General features: G+C 62.0%; 13 protein-coding genes. 8 read left to right on the plus strand and 5 right to left on the minus strand.

All coding sequences use genetic code 11. The annotated features are described in order from the left end of the window. Nucleotides 1-111 precede the first annotated feature (111 nt). On the plus strand, nucleotides 112-2,205 hold the full coding sequence (gene pta, locus B0919_RS11535; protein ID WP_078012408.1) for a phosphate acetyltransferase: 2,094 nt from the start codon (nucleotides 112-114) through the stop codon (nucleotides 2,203-2,205). Between the two features lie 95 nt (nucleotides 2,206-2,300). Here the strand turns inward: pta and B0919_RS24735 are convergent, their stop codons facing one another. Next, a complete protein-coding gene (locus tag B0919_RS24735; protein ID WP_139362070.1) occupies nucleotides 2,301-3,032 on the minus strand; it encodes a hypothetical protein in 732 nt (243 codons plus the stop codon). Between the two features lie 185 nt (nucleotides 3,033-3,217). Then, on the minus strand, nucleotides 3,218-3,775 hold the full coding sequence (locus tag B0919_RS11540) for a hypothetical protein (protein WP_078012409.1): 558 nt from the start codon (nucleotides 3,773-3,775) through the stop codon (nucleotides 3,218-3,220). 232 nt (nucleotides 3,776-4,007) lie between these two features. Between B0919_RS11540 and B0919_RS11545 the strand changes: the two genes are divergently transcribed. The 4 genes from B0919_RS11545 to B0919_RS11560 all read left to right on the plus strand — a co-directional run bounded on the left by B0919_RS11545 (nucleotide 4,008) and on the right by B0919_RS11560 (nucleotide 9,432). Further along, entirely contained in the window at nucleotides 4,008-5,207 is a 1,200-nt protein-coding gene (locus B0919_RS11545; RefSeq protein WP_078012410.1) for an acetate/propionate family kinase, read from the plus strand. Between the two features lie 130 nt (nucleotides 5,208-5,337). After that, nucleotides 5,338-7,329 (plus strand): glycosyltransferase, encoded by a 1,992-nt coding sequence (locus B0919_RS11550; protein WP_078012411.1) that lies wholly within the window; start codon nucleotides 5,338-5,340, stop codon nucleotides 7,327-7,329. 224 nt (nucleotides 7,330-7,553) lie between these two features. Continuing rightward, on the plus strand, nucleotides 7,554-8,783 hold the full coding sequence (locus B0919_RS11555) for a pyridoxal phosphate-dependent aminotransferase (RefSeq protein ID WP_078012412.1): 1,230 nt from the start codon (nucleotides 7,554-7,556) through the stop codon (nucleotides 8,781-8,783). Between the two features lie 94 nt (nucleotides 8,784-8,877). Beyond that, nucleotides 8,878-9,432: a YfiT family bacillithiol transferase gene (locus B0919_RS11560; protein ID WP_078012413.1), complete on the plus strand. Its 555-nt coding sequence runs from the start codon at nucleotides 8,878-8,880 to the stop codon at nucleotides 9,430-9,432. 87 nt (nucleotides 9,433-9,519) lie between these two features. Here B0919_RS11560 and B0919_RS11565 read toward each other — a convergent pair whose 3' ends face one another. After that, nucleotides 9,520-9,789, minus strand: coding sequence for a hypothetical protein (locus tag B0919_RS11565; RefSeq protein WP_078012414.1), 270 nt, complete (start codon nucleotides 9,787-9,789; stop codon nucleotides 9,520-9,522). A gap of 192 nt (nucleotides 9,790-9,981) precedes the next feature. Here B0919_RS11565 and B0919_RS11570 point away from each other — a divergent pair, with 192 nt between their 5' ends. After that, nucleotides 9,982-10,992 carry a bifunctional heptose 7-phosphate kinase/heptose 1-phosphate adenyltransferase gene (locus B0919_RS11570; RefSeq protein ID WP_078012415.1) on the plus strand — a complete coding sequence of 337 codons (1,011 nt, stop codon included), beginning with the start codon at nucleotides 9,982-9,984 and terminating at the stop codon, nucleotides 10,990-10,992. Between the two features lie 146 nt (nucleotides 10,993-11,138). Here B0919_RS11570 and hemE read toward each other — a convergent pair whose 3' ends face one another. Next, nucleotides 11,139-12,188 (minus strand): uroporphyrinogen decarboxylase, encoded by a 1,050-nt coding sequence (hemE, locus tag B0919_RS11575; RefSeq protein ID WP_078012524.1) that lies wholly within the window; start codon nucleotides 12,186-12,188, stop codon nucleotides 11,139-11,141. Between the two features lie 146 nt (nucleotides 12,189-12,334). Continuing rightward, a complete protein-coding gene (locus tag B0919_RS11580) occupies nucleotides 12,335-12,967 on the minus strand; it encodes a MarC family protein (protein WP_254846555.1) in 633 nt (210 codons plus the stop codon). A gap of 142 nt (nucleotides 12,968-13,109) precedes the next feature. Here B0919_RS11580 and purE point away from each other — a divergent pair, with 142 nt between their 5' ends. Together purE and B0919_RS11590 are read left to right on the plus strand one after the other, a co-directional pair. After that, on the plus strand, nucleotides 13,110-13,655 hold the full coding sequence (purE, locus tag B0919_RS11585; protein ID WP_078012416.1) for a 5-(carboxyamino)imidazole ribonucleotide mutase: 546 nt from the start codon (nucleotides 13,110-13,112) through the stop codon (nucleotides 13,653-13,655). Between the two features lie 130 nt (nucleotides 13,656-13,785). Next, nucleotides 13,786-14,961: an endonuclease/exonuclease/phosphatase family protein gene (locus B0919_RS11590; RefSeq protein WP_078012417.1), complete on the plus strand. Its 1,176-nt coding sequence runs from the start codon at nucleotides 13,786-13,788 to the stop codon at nucleotides 14,959-14,961. Nucleotides 14,962-14,974: the final 13 nt, after the last annotated feature.

The raw sequence follows: 14,974 nt of genomic DNA on the forward strand, positions 1-14,974 counted from the left end.
AGGTGAAAAGCTGAGCAGAATCAGCTCGCCCGCGCCGGAAAACTTTGCGTAGTTACAGCCGATATCTGCCTTCGGTAGTTATTCTGCTGTCACCCGAACCACCCCTCCGGTATGACCAAAACCGTCTTTATCGCCTCGGCCGAACCCTACAGCGGCAAATCCCTTGTTACGCTGGGCTTAGTGAACATGCTGCTGAGCAAAGCCCAGAAAGTAGGCTACTTCAAGCCCATCATCAATACCGGCCCCCAGGAGCAGCGCGACGCGCACATCGACACGGTGCTCCGCTACTTCCAGCTGCCCACCGCCTACGAGGACACCTTCGCCTACACCGGACCGGAGGTGCTGCGCCTGATGGAAACCGAGCGCCAGGGCGAAATGATTGATACCGTCATCCGGCGCTACAAGCAGCTGGAGGAGCAGCACGATTTTGTGGTGGTGGAAGGCACCGACTTCGTGGGCCAGGGCACCGCTTTCGAGTTCGATCTGAACGTGACCATTGCCAAAAACCTGGGCGTGCCGGTGCTGCTGGTGGTATCGGGCGAGGGCAAAACCACGGCGCAGGTGGTCAGCAGCACGCTCACGGCCCTGCGCGGCTTCGAGGCGCGGGAGGTGCCGGTGCTCACGGTAGTGGCCAATAAGGTGGCGCCCGCGCAAGTAGCCGACGCGCAGCAACTGCTGCGGGCCCAGCTGCCGGCCGAAATCGGCCTGTCGGTAATTCCTGAAGACAAAGCCCTGCTCAACCCCACGATGCGCGAGATTCATGCGGCGCTGGGCGGCAAGCTGCTGTTTGGGGAGGACTTGCTGGCCAATCAGGTCGACAACTTCGTGACCGGCGCCATGCAGGTGCCCAACTTCCTGAACTACCTCAAGGAAAACGTGGTCATCGTGACGCCCGGCGACCGGGGCGACATCGTCATCTGCGCCGTGCAGGCCAACGTATCGGCCAGCTACCCCAAGGTGGCCGGCGTGGTGCTCACGGCCGGCTGGCAGCCCGAAGAGCCCATTCTGCGGCTGCTGCGCGGCTTGCAGGGCGTGATGCCCATCCTGGCCGTGTCCACCGGCACGTTTGAAACCAGCGCCCGGCTGGCGGCCGTCAAGTCGCGCATCTCGGCCGACAACCCGCAGAAGGTGCAGCTGGCCATTCACACGTTTGAGCGCTACGTCGACGTGCCGGCCCTGGACCAGCAGCTGGCCAGCTACCAGTCGGAGGGCATCACGCCGCACATGTTCCAGTACCGGCTGATGCAGTGGGCCAAGCAGCAGCGCCGCCACATTGTGCTGCCCGAAGGCAACGACGACCGGATTCTGCGCGCCGCGGCGCTGCTCCTGCAGCAGGACGTGGTGGACCTGACCATCCTGGGCAACGAAGCCGAAGTGGCCGCCTCGGCCAAGCGCCTGGGCCTAAACCTGCCGCTAGGCCATTTGCGCGTCATCGATCCGGTGCACTCCGAGTACTACGCCGACTACGTGCAGACCTTTTATGAGCTGCGTAAGAGCAAGGGCGTGAACGAGGACATGGCCCGCGACCTGCTGCGCGACGTGTCGTATTTTGGCTCGATGATGGTGTACAAGGGCCACGCCGACGGCATGGTGTCGGGGGCGGTGCACACTACCCAGCACACCATCCGGCCGGCCCTGCAGTTCATCAAAACCAAGCCGGGCATCTCGCTCGTGTCGTCGGTGTTTTTCATGTGCCTGCCCGACCGCGTGGCCGTGTTCGGCGACTGCGCCGTGAACCCCAACCCCACGGCCGAGCAGCTGGCCGAAATTGCCATTTCCTCGGCCGAAAGCGCTCAGCGCTTCGGCGTGGCCCCGCGCGTGGCTATGCTCTCGTATTCCTCGGGCACCTCCGGCGAGGGTGCCGAAGTAGACAAGGTGCGCCGCGCCACCGAGCTGGTACGCCAGCTGCGTCCTGATTTGCCCGTGGAAGGCCCCATTCAGTACGACGCTGCCGTGGACCCGCTGGTGGGTCAGCAGAAGCTGCCCGGCTCGGCCGTAGCGGGCCAGGCCAGTGTGCTCATCTTCCCCGACCTGAATACCGGCAACAACACCTACAAGGCCGTGCAACGCGAAACAGGCGCCCTGGCCATTGGCCCGGTGCTGCAGGGGCTGAACAAGCCGGTGAATGACCTAAGCCGCGGCTGCACCGTCGACGACGTGTTCAACACGGTGGTCATTACCGCTATTCAAAGCCAGCAGGGGTAATTAAAAAGAGGCTCAGGACTTTGTATTTAAGGGACTTCAGGATATGTCGTGATTTTGAATTGATATAACTGAGCAGTAAATACTGCTACGAGTAATTAGTCTTGGTCGTAGTCATACCAGGGATAAATTTTTACTGGGGATTTTGTTATATCATTTATGTGATATAAATAACATATTATAACGATTAAAGATTTAATATCGTCTTTGAAACTGTGGATATCTGGATACTTTAGTTCGTGGGCAATGCTGTTCCTTTTTTGCTTAAGCTCATAGAGAAGGTCTACAAACTTTTCGTCGATGTCTGAACGCTGTAAGTTAAAAGGTAGGCCAAAGCCGGCTACTAAATCTCGTCCGTCGTTTTTGGCATGCTTATTTACTTTACTATGCCAAGACTTCCCATCTTGAATTACTCCAGTGTAGTAGGTGTTATTTACTTTTTCAACTAATGAGTTTCCAAAATCTTCAAGTAGAGTGAATAGATATATAAATATCATTTCTTTATGTCGAAAAGGTTCGGCTGAAAGTTCGCTTGTTATATCTGTACTTGCTAAATCTTTTTGAGTGTCTACAATCAGGTCGTTGTTATAGGGATTACGCCATTTTGAAAAAATTTCGGCGCTGAATCTAACTTCGGTTCCCTTGATTGGATAATCGACGTCCAATTCTGCTTCAAAGTTTACGAAGTTTGAATTTTTATCATTGATAATATATTCGTAAATGTCTAGGCCTAATTTAAGTTTTATGGCTTGCGTTATTGTTCGGTCGAAGATGGTCTTTACAGTTTCCATAGAGTCTTGTTTGATATCTGAGTAGCCGAAAGTAATCACTTAGGGTAATTCTTCTTGGTTTGGCTGGGCTACTTTGGTAACAACACTACGGTGGCATTATGTCAGCTAACGCAGCTGGTTATCGGACCGGTTAGAGGTTTGTAATGCGCAACGTGGTTGTAGCCATAGCTGCTCAGGCTTGGTTTCAGCGAATGATAAGAATGAGCTTTAAGTGCAGCACTTGCCTAGCCGTACAGCTCCGGGTACCTGGTCCGGGAAATGCAGCACACGCTTTGCTGCATGGTCCGGTCAAGAGCCTGCTGCCAACCAAAGACGTCGAAGTGCCTTTCCAGGTCCCGGCACGCGCGAAAGTCGTCTTCCGTGACCTCGTAACGGTTGTCGTCGCGGGTACCCGAAACGGACAGCTGAATGGCGAAGTCAGTGACCCACATGAATACCCGGTACCCGAACAGCACAACGTGTCCCGGCTGCTCCAGGTCCGGAAACCGGCGAATTTCGCTCTTAAACTGTTTGAACTCCGCCGCGGGGTAAGCCTGGCCGACAACAGGGCGGGGAAAGTCGGGCGGGAGCCGGTTGGGGTGGATGCCGAGGCGGCCCAGCTTAGCCAGCAAATCAGCCCGATCAGCGTACTGCAACTGCGCTCTGAACTCGTCGCCGTCGTTGGCGTGCCCGCCCCAGGCCCGGATAAAGCAGAAGTACCGCAGCTGATTTACCCACTCTTTGATGGTGGCGCGGGAATGTTGCTGAAACAGCCAGCTGTCGGATAATTTATCAAGTGCCATGCCAGCGGGAAGTCAAAAGGAGGTAGCCGCCGATAGCTGCGGGCCAAGTGGTGTGCACGGTAGGTTACGTAGCACCTACGGGAGGCGCAAATTGGGTAATCGTATCAATTCAGCGCGCAGACCGAGCGGACCGAGTACTTTGCCCGTTAAATAGCGCCTAGCGCCTTCTGCATCGATACTGTCGCACCGCCGCGGCCACCCGCTCATGGGTAGCCGCGCCCTGGTTTTTCTCATGAACATCTTCGTCGTCAACTCCGGTAGCTCGTCCATCAAGTACCAACTCTTCCGCTGGCCCGCCGAGCAGCCTGTCTGCAGCGGGCTTATTGAGCGCATCGGCCTGCCCGATTCTGTCATCACGCACACCGTGTTCGGGGCTGATGCCGAGCCGCAGAAGCAGCAGCGCACCCTGGCGCTGCCCGACCACGCCGCCGGCCTGCGCGAAGTAGTGGCCCTGCTCACCGATGCCGAAAACGGCGTGATTCAGGACCCGACTGATATCGACGTGGTTGGCCACCGGGTGGTGCACGGCGGGGAGAAATTTGCGGCAACGACGCTCGTCGACGAAGCCGTAAAGACCGAAATCAAAAGCCTGTTTGCCCTGGCCCCGCTGCACAACCCGGCCAACTACCTCGGCATTGAGGTAGCCGAGCAGCTGATTCCGCAGGCCCGGCAGGTGGCGGTGTTCGACACGGCTTTTCACCAGACCTTGCCCGAGCATGCCTTCCGCTACGCGCTGCCGGCGAGCCTGTACCACGAGCATGGTATTCGCGTGTACGGCTTCCACGGCACCAGCCACAAGTACGTGGCCGCCCGCGCCGCCGAGCACCTCGGCAAGCCCGACGCTCGCCTCGTAACTGTGCACCTGGGCAACGGCTGCAGCATGGCCGCCGTGCAGGCCGGGCGGTGCATCGACACCAGCATGGGCTTTGGGCCGCTCAGTGGCTTGGTGATGGGCACCCGTTCCGGCGACATCGACCCGTCAGTCATCTTCCACCTCGTGCAGCAGCTCGGCTACTCCGTGGAGCAGGTCAGCGCCCTGCTGAATAAGCAAAGCGGCATGCTCGGCCTCACCGGCCACAGCGACATGCGCGACGTGGGCGCGGCCGTAGCCGCCGGCGACGCCGAAGCCACCCTGGCGCTGGAGCTGTACGCCTACCGCATCAAGAAATACCTCGGTGCCTACGCCGCCGCGCTCGGGGGCCTCGACGCGGTGGTCTTCACGGCCGGGGTAGGGGAGAACGACGCCGCGGTACGCCGGCTGGCCTGCTCCGGGCTGGAGTTTCTCGGCATCCGGCTGGATGAGGCGCGCAACCAGGTGCGCAGCCGCGAGCTGCGCGCAATCAGCGCGGCCGATGCGCTGGTGAAGGTACTGGTGGTGCCCACCAACGAGGAGCTGGAAATAGCCCGGCAGTGCGCGGAGCTGCTGGGGTAAGGCTGCCGTAACGCAAACGGCTTCTCCCACAATCAGTGCGGGATGAGCCGTTGTTGGGGTTGGCTCTGCACCGCAAGGGCCGGGCTTGAATCAAACTCTGCGTAACTTTCGCAGTCAGTTGCTCCCGCCCGTGCCTGCCCCCGTCAAGCTTTCCGTCGTCGTCGTCAATTACAACGTCTGCTACTTCCTGGAGCAGACGCTGCTGTCGGTGCGGCGTGCGGCCGAGAAGCTGGCCCAGCCGGTGGAGGTTTTCGTGGTCGACAACAACTCGGTGGACCGCTCGGTGAGCATGGTGCGGCAGCGTTTTCCGGAAGTCATTCTTATCGAAAACCAGGACAACCCCGGTTTCTCGAAGGCCAACAACCAAGCCCTGCGTATTGCCAAGGGCGAGTACCAGCTGCTGCTCAACCCCGATACGGTGGTGGAGGAAGATACCTTCCTGCGCTGCTGCGAGTTCATGGACCAGCACTCCGACTGCGGCGGACTGGGCGTGAAAATGCTCGATGGGCAGGGCAAGTTTCTGCCCGAAAGCAAGCGCGGCCTGCCTACGCCCTGGGTGGCCTTCTACAAGGTGTTTGGGCTGGCAGCGCTGTTTCCGAAGTCGCGGCGTTTCGGGCGCTACCACCTCGGCTTCCTCGACAAGGACCAGACGCACCAGATCGAGGTGCTCAGCGGGGCGTTCATGCTCATGCGCAAGGCGGCGCTGGACCAGGTCGGCCTGCTCGACGAGGATTACTTCATGTACGGCGAGGATATCGACCTCTCGTACCGCTTGACGCAGGGCGGCTGGAAGAATTACTACTTCGCCGGTACGCGCATCATCCACTACAAGGGCGAAAGCACCAAGCGCACCTCGGTAAACTACGTGTTCGTGTTTTACCGCGCCATGGTCATCTTCGCCCGCAAGCACTTCGCACCGCAGCGGGCGGGCACCTTTTCGCTGCTGATCAACCTAGCCATCTGGCTGCGCGCGGGCGTGGCCATCGTACGGCGGTTCTGGGACCAGGCCTGGCCCATCCTGCTCGATGCGCTGATCATCTTCGTAGGGATATACTTCCTGAAAACGTACTGGGAGCGAAACCACAAGTACGTGCCCACGCCCTACCCGCCGCAGTATATGCTGGTGGCCGTACCAGCCTACATCCTGATGTGGCTCAGCTCCAGCTACCTCAGCGGCGCCTACGACGAACCGGCCAAGGCCTCGCGCATTGTGCGCGGCATCTTTTTCGGCACGGTCATCATCTCCGCCCTCTCAAACTTCCTCGATGCCTGGCGCTTTTCCAAGGCGCTCATCGTGCTCGGGGGTACCTGGGCGGTGGCAGCCATGGTGGGGCGGCGGCTGGTGCAGCACGTGGTGCGCTACCGCGACCTGCGCCTCTCGGAGCGGCGGCAGAAAAACATTGCCATCGTAGGTTCGCAGGCTGAAAGCGCCCGGGTGCGTCACCTGCTCGAAGCCGCCGCCGTGCAGGCCCGCATCATCGGTTTCGTGAGCCCGACCGAGGACAGCGCAGCGGTGAATGCGCCCGAGGATTTGCTTGGTTCCTTGCGCCAGCTCGACGAGGTGCTGCGCATTTACGCGCTGGACGAGTTGATTTTCTGCGGCAAGGACCTGTCGGCCAGCCAGATTATGGGCCGCATGGTGCAGCTGCAGCAGACGCACCCCGGCGTGTCGTTCAAGATTCTGCCCGAGGACAGCGAATACATCATCGGCTCGTCCAGCAAAGACTCGCCCGGCGACTACTACGCCCTCGACATCGAACTGAACCTCTACAAGCCGCAGCAGCGCCGCGCCAAGCGCCTCGTGGATATTCTGCTCAGCTTGGGCCTGCTGCTGGGGGCACCGCTGCTGCTCTGGCTGCAGCGCCATGCGGCGGGCTACCTGCGCAACGTACTGCGTGTGCTACTCGGCCGCCGCACCTGGGTAGGCCTACGCTACCTGGCACCGCGCCGCGGCACGGCCCGCGCCGTCCTCTCGCCCGCCGACCACGCCGAGGCGCCGGGCGCCGGGCCCCTTTCCGAGGCTACCCGCCGCCGCCTGGAGTTGCTTTACGCCCGCGACTACACGCCGACTGACGATTTGCGCTTGGTGCTGCAGAACCTGCGCGGGCTGGGGCGGGAGTAGGGGCGGTATTCTGCTCCGGTTACGCCTGCGACCAAACAGGCGCCAGGGCCTTCCACTTCTGCGGACCGATCTTCCCAAACAGCAAGTTCATTCACCGCTACTTGCTTTACTTGTGCGTACAGGGCCAGAAGCTTCCATATTTCCGCATCAGTCGTTGAGCTGAGCCATCTGCGTATTTTTGCGGCTCATTCTCCATCGTCCCACTCCCAGCTTACCCTTTGCCCATGTCTACTGCTACAGCCGTGCCGAATGCCGCCGTTTCCTTTCTCTCCGACCGCATCAACGCGCTGGAGGAGTCCCAGACCATCGGCATGGCCAAAAAGGCCCGCGAACTAGCCGCCCAGGGCGTCGACGTGATTAGCCTGAGCTTCGGGGAGCCGGACTTCCAGACGCCGCAGTACATCAAGGATGCCGCCAAGCAGGCCATCGATGAGGGTTTCACCTTTTATACCCCCGTGCCCGGCATTCCGGCCCTGCGCCAGGCCATTGCCGACAAATTCAAGCGCGACAACAACCTCGACTACCAGCCCGAGAACATCGTGGTGAGCACCGGCGCCAAGCAGGCCCTGGCCAACGCCGTGCTCACGCTGGTGAACCCCGGCGACGAGGTCATCGTGTTTTCGCCCTACTGGGTGAGCTACGAGGAGATGGTGAAGCTGGCCGAGGGCGTAACGGTGCGCCTCGTGGGCAGCCTCGAAAACGACTACAAAGTGACGGCCGCGCAGCTGGCCGACGCCATTACGCCCCGCACCAAGCTGGTGATGTACTCCTCGCCCTGCAACCCGACGGGCGCTGTCTGGTCGCGCGAGGAGCTAAGCGCCATTGCCGACGTCATTGCCCAGCACCCGCAGGTGTTCGTGGTAGCCGACGAGATTTACGAGTACATCAACTTCGTGGGCGAGCACGCCAGCCTGGCCCACTTCGACGCGGTGAAAGACCAGGTGGTGACCGTCAACGGCTTCTCCAAGGGCTACGCCATGACGGGCTGGCGCATCGGCTACCTGGCGGCCCGCAAGGAAGTGGCCGCCGCCTGCGAGAAGATGCAAAGCCAGATTACCTCCGCCACCTGCTCCATCACCCAGCGTGCCGGTCTGGCCGCGTTGCAGGGCGGGCGCAGCTCGGCCGATGAGATGGTGGCCGCCTACCGCCGCCGCCGCGACCTGGTGCTGGAGCTGGTGAAAGACATTCCGGGCTTCAAGACGCCCCAGCCCGACGGCGCCTTCTACATCTTCCCCGACGTGTCGGCTTACTTCGGCAAAACCACGCCCGACGGCGAAACCATCCAGAACGCATGCGACCTGGCCCTCTACCTGCTGCGCGACGGCCACGTAGCCGCCGTCGACGGCGCGGCTTTCGGGGCGCCGCAGTGTATGCGCTTCAGCACCGCCGCCGCCGATGAGAAGCTGGCCGAAGCCTTCCGCCGCATCAAAGTAAGCCTGGCCAAGCTGCAGTAAGCAGCCGACTTATTACGATGCCCAAAAGCCACCTTCCACGACGGAAGGTGGCTTTTGGGTAAAATGCTGGCGCATTTATTTCATGCTTACTGCTATGAGCCAAAACCCGGCTGCCGCCCCTGGTATCGACGACGAACACCTGCGCTACCCCGTGGGCCGCGTGGTGCTGCCCCAGCAGCCACTCACGCCCGCCGAGCGCCTCGGCTACATTCAGCAGATAGCGGACCTGCCCGCCCAGCTCCGCGAAGCCGGTAAAGCCGCCGGCGGCGTGCGCCTGGAGCAGCCCTACCGCCCCGGCGGCTGGAATGGCCGGCAGGTTATCCATCACCTCGCCGACGCGCACCTGAATAATTACCTGCGCTTTCACCTGGCCCTGACGGAGGAGCACCCCAGCATTCCGGCCTGGAACCCCAACGCCTGGGTGGAGCTGCCCGACGTGGCGGCCACGCCCATAACGGTGTCGCTGGGTATGCTGGAGCACCTGCACGCCCGCTGGGTAGTGCTGCTGTATCACCTGACGGAAGCCGATTGGCAGCGGACCTTCTACCACCCGGTATTCGACCGCGTGTATACCCTGGAGCAGGCCCTGGTGCAGTACGCCTGGCACGGACGGCATCACCTGGGCCATGTGCAGCTGCTGGCACGCTAGCCATGGACGACCGTAAAACGGCAGCGGCGGCCAACTCTGAAGAGCCGGTCGCCGCTGCGGTGTAAGCACAATTTGCCACGGCGTGGCTTAGCGCGAACCGTGGTGCTCGTCGATGGCCTGGTCCATGGCCGCCTTGAAGTCAGAGAGGAGCTTGTCTCGCTCGTCGTTGGTGCTGTGACGCAGCATTCTTTCCACCATGTTGCGGTACACCCGCACCATAAAGCTCGGGCCGTAAGTGGCTAGAAAGTCGTCGTGCACTTTGTCGAATGCCACTTTTTCGGCGTCCGAGATTGAAAGGGAAAGGGCCAGCCACGCCTTGGCGTTGTTGGCCAGGCTGGTTTTCAGGTCTTCATCCACGCGGCAGGGGAATAGGGAATTGAGAGGAGCGGAGCCGGTCAAAACCCCAGGTAGTATATGCAACCCGAATACCCCCGGTTTTGTGCGGCCAAACTCGGATTATCTTTTCTGCCGAAGTCATGCGCCGCCAAAACCGGGCTGCTCAGCTGACTGTCGGTTATCTTTGCGGCCTCATTTGCTTTGCCTGCCCTGATGCCCGCTGCTGCTCCGTCGTCACCCGCTACGCTACCCGCCCTCTTTACTGCTTTCAACGACCTGACCGTGCTCATCGTGGGCGACGTGATGGTGGACGCCTACGTGTGGGGCAAAGCTGCCCGCCTTTCGCCCGAAGCCCCGGTGCCGGTGGTGAACGTGACGCGCACCGAGCAGCGCCTCGGGGGCGCGGCCAACGTGGCCCTGAACGTGCAGGCCCTGGGGGCCACGCCGCTGCTCTGCGCCGTCATCGGCGACGACGCCGGCGGCGACCAGCTGCTGCAGCTGCTGCACGAGCGGCATCTGCCCGCCGACGGCCTGGTGCGCAGCGCCGAGCGGCCCACCACCGTCAAGCAGCGCATCCTGGCCCACGGCCAGCAGCTGCTGCGCATCGACGCGGAAGTGGAAACCGACCTGAGCACCGCCGAAGACGCCGCCCTGGCCGAGGCGTACGCGCAGTTGCTCGACCGCGCCGACGTGGTCATCTTCGAAGACTACGACAAGGGCGTGCTTAATGCCGGGCGCATTGCCCAGTTCATCGAGTTGGCCCGGGCCAAGGGCGTGCCCACGGTGGTCGACCCGAAAAAGCGCAACTTCCTGGCCTACCGCGGATGCACGTTGTTTAAGCCCAACCTGAAGGAGCTGCGCGAAGGCCTCAAAATCGACTTCGCCGACGGCGACAACGCCGGCCTGGAGCGCGCCGTGCAGGTGCTGCGCGAGCATCTGGCACCGGATATGGTCCTGGTGACCCTCTCCGAGCGCGGCGTGTTCTGCGACGCCGGCCAGGGCCCCATCTACCTGCCGGCCCACGTGCGCGCCATTTCCGACGTGTCGGGCGCCGGCGACACCGTTATCAGTATTGCCGCCCTGTGCGTGGCCCTAGAGGTAGCGCCGACCAGCATGGCGGCGTTGGCCAACCTCGGCGGCGGCTTGGTGTGCGAGCAGGTGGGCGTGGTGCCCATCGAGAAAACGCGCCTGCTGCAGGAAGCCGAGGCCTCGGCAGTGCTGTAGAAACTGTAAGGCTGAGGCTGCAAAACGGAACGGTCATCCTAACGCAGGAAGGACCTTACCAAGCCTGAACGAGTCGTTGTGACGATAATCGTTCAAGCGGAGTAAGGTCCTTCCTGCGTCAGGATGACGTTCTAAACGGTCTGCCGTTACGCCAAATCCTGGCGCATGCGCAGGCTGTGCTCCTTCACCGTCTCGATGAACACGCGCACGCGGTCGGGGTTGGTATCGGGGTACACGCCGTGGCCGAGGTTGGCAATGTGGTGCTGCGGGCCAAAACGCTCCAGCATCTCAATGGTGGCGGCGCGTACCTGTTCGGCCGAGCCGTACAGCGCGCAGGGGTCGAGGTTACCCTGCAGTGTTTTGTTGCCGACGAGCGGACGCACCTGGCGCGGGTCCTCATTCCAGTCCAGGCCGATGGTGCGGCAATTGGTTTGGGCGAATTCCTGGTGGGCGAAGTAAGCGCCCTTGGCAAACACCGTCACGGGAATATCGGCGGGCATGGCCGCGCAGATTTCGGCGATGTACGAGGCCGAGAACGTGTGGTAGTGCTGCGGATTCAGGATACCCGCCCAGGAGTCGAATACCTGCAGCATGTTGGCGCCGGCCTCCACCTGGGCGCGCAGGTAGGCAATGGTGGTATCGGTGATTTTGCGCAGCAGGGCGTGGGCCAGCTCCGGCTCCTGAAACAGCAGGCGGCGGGCTTTGGAGAAAGTCTTGGAGCCATGACCTTCCACCATGTACGCCAGGATAGTCCAGGGGGCGCCGGCGAAGCCAATCAGCGGCACGCGGCCGCTCAGGGCTTTCTTGGTCACTTTAATGGCGTCGAGCACGTAGCCCAAGTGCTCGTGCGGGTCGGCCACGCGCAGGCGCTCCACATCAGCCGCCGATTTCACGGTTTCGGGAAACAGCGGCCCGCGGGCTTCCACCATTTCGTAGGTCAGGCCCATGGCCTCGGGCACCACTAGGATGTCGCTGAAGATGATGGCCGCGTCCACGTCCAGCGCGTCGATGGGCTGAATGGTGACTTCGGCGGCCAGATCCGGCGTCTCGACCAATTCCTTGAACCCGCTCAGCCGGGCGCGCAGGGCGCGGTACTCGGGCAGAATGCGGCCGGCTTGGCGCATCAGCCACACGGGCGTACGTTCGGTTTGTTCGCCGCGGGCGGCACGCAGGATCAGGTCGTTCTTCAGCATCAGTTGGCAGTTTCGGGCCACAAAGATAACCCGCGGGCGGCAACGGATATGTGCACGGATGAAACGCAGAGGCAACCAGTACCGGTGGTCGTCGGTAGCCTCTGGCCGTCGTTCCTCCTCGCAATGATGGATGGTGCGGTGCTACCGCCTCACGACTCCGTCATGAACAGCGCCTTGATGGCCGACATGATGAAGTTCACACCCAGAGCCAGGGTGATAAAGCCCATGATGCGCGCCAGTGCGGCCATGCCCGGCCGGCCCAAAAAGCGCGTCAGCCGTAGCGAGAACAGCAGGATGAGGTAGCTGGCCGCCGCTACCAGTACGAAGCCCAGGAAAATCAGGGCCATGTCGGGGTAGCTCAGCTTGCCGGTGAACAGGCCGATGCATACGGCAATGGAGCCCGGACCCGAAAGCATGGGCATGGCCAGCGGCGTAAACGAAATGTCCTCCTTGTGCAGGCTTTCCTCCAGCGTGGCGTCCGAAACCTTGGCGCGGTTGCCGCCCGGCGTGAGCAAATCGAAGGCCGAGCGCATGAGCAGGATGCCGCCCGCAATGCGCAGGTGGTGGATGTTGATGCCGAAGAAATTCAGCACGTACTGCCCGGCAAAGAACGACACCGCCAGCACGCCCACCATGTAAGTACACGCCCGCAGGGCAATGCGTGCCCGGTCGCCGGCCGTTTCGTGTTCGGTCAGCGTGAGGAACACTGGCATGGCGCCGAAGGGGTTCACGACCGAGAAGAGCGTGGTGAAAGTGGCGAGCAGTATGTTCAGCAAATCCATGCGGTAGGGCACAAAATCCCGCTAAAGGTAGGGGAGAAGCGCATACGAGCGGGGCGGAAGTTCGCTATGTTTAGAGGCAGGTGCGTATCACTACCGTTGGGCTTCGGGCCCAGCCTTTCACCAGCTTCTTTCTGACCCGTTTATGACTACCCTGCCCCCCGAGCCCAACGCCACGGACGCCGCCACGCCCGTGGTCGGCATTCTGATGGGCGGCCAGTCGGACCTGCGCGTGATGAACGCCGCGGCCGAAATGCTCCGCCAGTTCCAGGTGCCGTACGAACTCACCCTCGTCTCGCCCCACCGCACCCCGCACCGCCTCGTTGAGTACGCCGAATCGGCCCGCAAGCGCGGGCTGCGCGTCATTATTGCCGGCGGGGGCGGGGCCGCCCACCTGCCCGGCATGGTGGCGGCCTTTACCACCCTACCCGTCATCGGCGTGCCCATCAACGCGGCCACCAGCATCGGCGGGCTCGATTCCATCCTGTCGATGCTGCAGATGCCGGCCGGCGTGCCCGTGGCCACCGTCGCCCTCGACAATGCCGCCAACGCCGCCGTGCTGGCCGTGCAGATGCTGGCCCTCGGCAACGCCCGCCTGAGCGATGCGCTGGAAAAGCACCGCGCCGCCCTGCGCGACAAAGTGATGCGCTCCGTGGACGAGCTGCGCAAGGGCGGACTCGACGATATTTGAGGGCGGCCGGTTCTGGGCTGAGTCCAATTAACGGGCCCAAGGCCAGAATGTAACGGAGGAGTTGAAACCAAGTCGGGCCGGCGTAGTACAATGCCTCAAAGCTCCTCTCCCAACTCCCATCCGTCCCGGCTTGCACCCCTCATTTTTTACTCACCTGCTCATCGGCCTGGTAGGCCTGCTCGGCGTGGCCAGCCTCGTGGCTACGCTGCTGCCGCTGCTGCGCCAAACGGCTTGGTGGATCCGCATTTTCGACTTTCCGCGCCTGCAAATCGTAGGTGTGATGGCGCTGGTGCTGCCCGCCGCCCTGCTGCTCGATTTCTGGTACTGCGGCTGGTGGGGCATTGCCCTGGTACTGAGCCTGGCGGCGGCCATCGTTTACCAGCTGCTGCGCATCGTGCCCTACACCCGGCTGGCGCGCAAGCAGGTGGGCGACAGCACCACCGACAGCAGCCGCGGCCACGTGAGCCTGCTGATGATGAACGTGCTGCAGTACAACAAGCAGGGCGCGCGTGCTCTACAGGTTATCCGCGAAGCCGACCCGGACATCATCATGGCCGTCGAAACCGATTCGTGGTGGCTCGACCAGCTGCGCCCCTTGCAGCAGACGCACCCCTACACCTGCCACGAGCCGCTCGACAACACTTACGGCCTGCTGTTCTTCTCGCGCCTGCCGCTGATCGGCTGCCGCATCAAGTATTTGCTGGACGACGACGTGCCCAGCATCCACACCCGCGTGCAGATGCCCGACGGTACCCGTCTGCGCGTGTACGGGCTGCACCCCAAGCCGCCCGCGCCGCAGGAGTCCAAGACCAGCACCCGCCGCGACGCCGAGCTGCTGCTGGTGGGCAAGGAAATCGACCGCAAAGACGAGCCGACCATCGTGTTCGGCGACATGAACGACGTGGCCTGGTCGCACACTTCCGAGCTGTTTCGGCGCATCAGCGGACTCATGGACCCGCGCGTAGGCCGCGGCCTGCTGCCCACCTTCCACGCCGAGTACCGCCTGCTGCGTTGGCCCCTCGACCACGTTTTCGTCTCACCGCACTTCAAAGTCGACGACATGCAGCGCCTGCCCTACGTGGGCTCCGACCACTTTCCTATTTTCATCAAGCTCAGCTACGAGCCCCGCGACCGGCACGAGCAGGAAGCCAACCTGGAGGAAGCCGACGAATCGGACCACGTGGAAGCGCTGGAGAAAATCAAGGAGGGCTTCGAGGAAGAAGTAGAAGAGGAGCGCGAAGAAGCCAAAGCCGAGCCAGTGCGCAACGTCACGCGCGTGCGGCCTAACCGCTCGCTGTGGTTGTAGCAGCGGGCGGTTG

This window comes from Hymenobacter sp. CRA2, from assembly GCF_002007105.1.
GTDB lineage: Bacteria > Bacteroidota > Bacteroidia > Cytophagales > Hymenobacteraceae > Solirubrum.

What these genes read in the sequence shown, in the direction of transcription:
- pta (WP_078012408.1), top strand. Translation starts at nt 112, where the DNA reads ATGACCAAAACCGTCTTTATCGCCTCGGCCGAACCCTACAGCGGCAAA.
- B0919_RS11540 (WP_078012409.1), bottom strand. Translation starts at nt 3,775, where the DNA reads ATGGCACTTGATAAATTATCCGACAGCTGGCTGTTTCAGCAACATTCC.
- B0919_RS11545 (WP_078012410.1), top strand. Translation starts at nt 4,008, where the DNA reads ATGAACATCTTCGTCGTCAACTCCGGTAGCTCGTCCATCAAGTACCAA.
- B0919_RS11555 (WP_078012412.1), top strand. Translation starts at nt 7,554, where the DNA reads ATGTCTACTGCTACAGCCGTGCCGAATGCCGCCGTTTCCTTTCTCTCC.
- B0919_RS11560 (WP_078012413.1), top strand. Translation starts at nt 8,878, where the DNA reads ATGAGCCAAAACCCGGCTGCCGCCCCTGGTATCGACGACGAACACCTG.
- B0919_RS11570 (WP_078012415.1), top strand. Translation starts at nt 9,982, where the DNA reads ATGCCCGCTGCTGCTCCGTCGTCACCCGCTACGCTACCCGCCCTCTTT.
- B0919_RS11580 (WP_254846555.1), bottom strand. Translation starts at nt 12,967, where the DNA reads ATGGATTTGCTGAACATACTGCTCGCCACTTTCACCACGCTCTTCTCG.
- purE (WP_078012416.1), top strand. Translation starts at nt 13,110, where the DNA reads ATGACTACCCTGCCCCCCGAGCCCAACGCCACGGACGCCGCCACGCCC.